The sequence below is a fragment of the Saccharopolyspora sp. 7B genome, from assembly GCF_020177435.1.
Taxonomy (GTDB): Bacteria; Actinomycetota; Actinomycetes; order Mycobacteriales; family Pseudonocardiaceae; genus Saccharopolyspora_C; species Saccharopolyspora_C gregorii.
Genome location: NZ_JAIUKC010000230.1, coordinates 1 through 1782, shown reverse-complemented (window position 1 = coordinate 1782; position 1782 = coordinate 1). Strand labels below are relative to the sequence as shown.

Below are 1782 nucleotides of genomic sequence, written 5' to 3'. Positions count from 1 at the left end.
GCGGGGGAGGGGGGGCACTGCGCGGGGGCCCCCGGCGCCGCCGCCCCCCCCCCCCCGCCCCGGGCGGCCCCCCCCCCCCCCACGTCACCGCCCGCGCCGACGCGCTGCTCGACCGCATCGCCACCGGCCCCGCCGGGGACGTGCTGCTCGCCGGGCACGGGCACTTCAGCCGGGCGCTGATCGCCCGCTGGCTCGGCCTGCCCGTCACCGAAGGCGTCCGGTTCGCCCTCGACCCCGCCGGGATCACCGTGCTCGGGCACGAGCGCGGCGTCCCCCAGCTCGAACGCTCCAACGTGCCCGCTCCGATCCGATAGCGAGGGAACAGCGATGTCGCAGCACGTCATCCGCCGGGTGGCCGAGTCCGACGTCCCCGCGGTGGTGCGGCTGGTGCACGCGCTGGCCGAGTACGAGAAGGCCGCCGAAGAGTGCCACCTCACCGAATCCGACCTGCACCGCGCGCTGTTCGGCGCGGACCCGGCGCTGTTCGGGCACGTCGCCGAGGTCGACGGCGAGGTCGCGGGCTTCGCCCTGTGGTTCCTGAACTTCTCCACCTGGGAGGGCCGCCACGGCATCTACCTGGAGGACCTGTTCGTGCTGCCCGAGCGGCGCGGTTCCGGGCTCGGCAAGGCGCTGCTGCGCACGCTCGCGCAGGAGTGCGTCGCGCGCGGCTACGCGCGGCTGGAGTGGTGGGTGCTGGACTGGAACACCCCGGCGATCGAGTTCTACGAGTCCGTCGGGGCCCGCGGCATGGATGAGTGGACGGTGCACCGGCTCACCGGGGACGCGCTGCGCGAGTTCGGCGCCTGACCCCGCCTCTCCCGGCGGCCGGGACGCAGAGCCCCACCGGACGGGTGATCAACACCCCCGAGGCGTTCAGCGCCGCCGTGGGCCGCGCGGAACGCCTCGCGCAGAAGATCCGTCCGGCGACGGCGCGCCCGCCGCGCTCCGGCGGGCTCAGCGTCCGGAGCGCGGCGACCGGCACGCCCGGCCGGGGCCGATCAGCCCTCGCCGGACCCGCCGCCGTTGAGCGGCCGCCCGTACAGCGACCACACCCGGCCCTGCTTGTTGAACATCAGCCACAGCACCGCCACCGCGGGCACCGCGAGCGCGAACCCGACCAGCGGCTGCTTCGACGGCCCGATCGCGTACCAGGCGATCCCCAGCAGGATCAGCTGCAGCAGCAGCGCGGGCGTGCGCGCCCAGTGCCTGCCCTGCCACATGCCGACGCCCGCGGCGAGCACGGCCAGCGAGATGATGCCGAAGTACCCGGCCTCGGCGAACGTGTCGGTGCGGTCCAGCGTGTTCACCCCGCCCAGGTCGGGGGCGCCGGTGCGCACCAGCAGCGCGACGACGAAGGCGAGGCCCGCCACCGCTTCGGCGATGGTGAGGACGGCGGCGATGCGCACGGTGCGCGGAGGAGCGGAGGGCGGCACGGCGGCATCGCCTTTCGGACTCGACGGAGTGCGGTGCAGGTCACACTCGACCCGTGGAGGCCGGCCATCGGCCCCTACCACCGATCGTGACTCTGCGTGTGCACTGCCCAGGGTAATACCGCCCGAACGCCGCATGGCTCGGGCCGGGTGCGGGCGCGAAGATCGTGTCATGGCAGCAGCGGAGGTCGTGGGCAACGGGGTGTCCCACCGATCATCGCCGCGACCTGCCCGTTCCGGTGAGCGGCGCGGGGGGGGGGGGGGGGGGGGGGGGGGGCCCCCCCCCCCGCCCCCGGGGGGGCGCCCCCCCCCCCCCCCGGGGCGCCCCGGCGGCCGGCGGGCGGCCCGGCCC

The 1782-nt window shown here is 76.4% G+C and carries 2 protein-coding genes and 1 pseudogene; 2 read left to right on the top strand and 1 reads right to left on the bottom strand.

Annotated elements, in window-relative coordinates; genetic code table 11:
- Window positions 1-74: 74 nt before the first annotated feature.
- Together LCD33_RS27475 and LCD33_RS27470 are read left to right on the top strand one after the other, a co-directional pair.
- A pseudogene (locus LCD33_RS27475) lies at window positions 75-314 on the top strand (histidine phosphatase family protein); the annotation flags it as partial.
- Between the two features lie 13 nt (window positions 315-327).
- Window positions 328-807, top strand: coding sequence for a GNAT family N-acetyltransferase (locus LCD33_RS27470; RefSeq protein ID WP_224960480.1), 480 nt, complete (start codon window positions 328-330; stop codon window positions 805-807).
- A 191-nt stretch (window positions 808-998) separates the two neighbouring features.
- Here LCD33_RS27470 and LCD33_RS27465 read toward each other — a convergent pair whose 3' ends face one another.
- Entirely contained in the window at window positions 999-1433 is a 435-nt protein-coding gene (locus LCD33_RS27465; protein ID WP_224960482.1) for a hypothetical protein, read from the bottom strand.
- Window positions 1434-1782: the final 349 nt, after the last annotated feature.

What these genes read in the sequence shown, in the direction of transcription:
- LCD33_RS27470 (WP_224960480.1), top strand. Translation starts at nt 328, where the DNA reads ATGTCGCAGCACGTCATCCGCCGGGTGGCCGAGTCCGACGTCCCCGCG.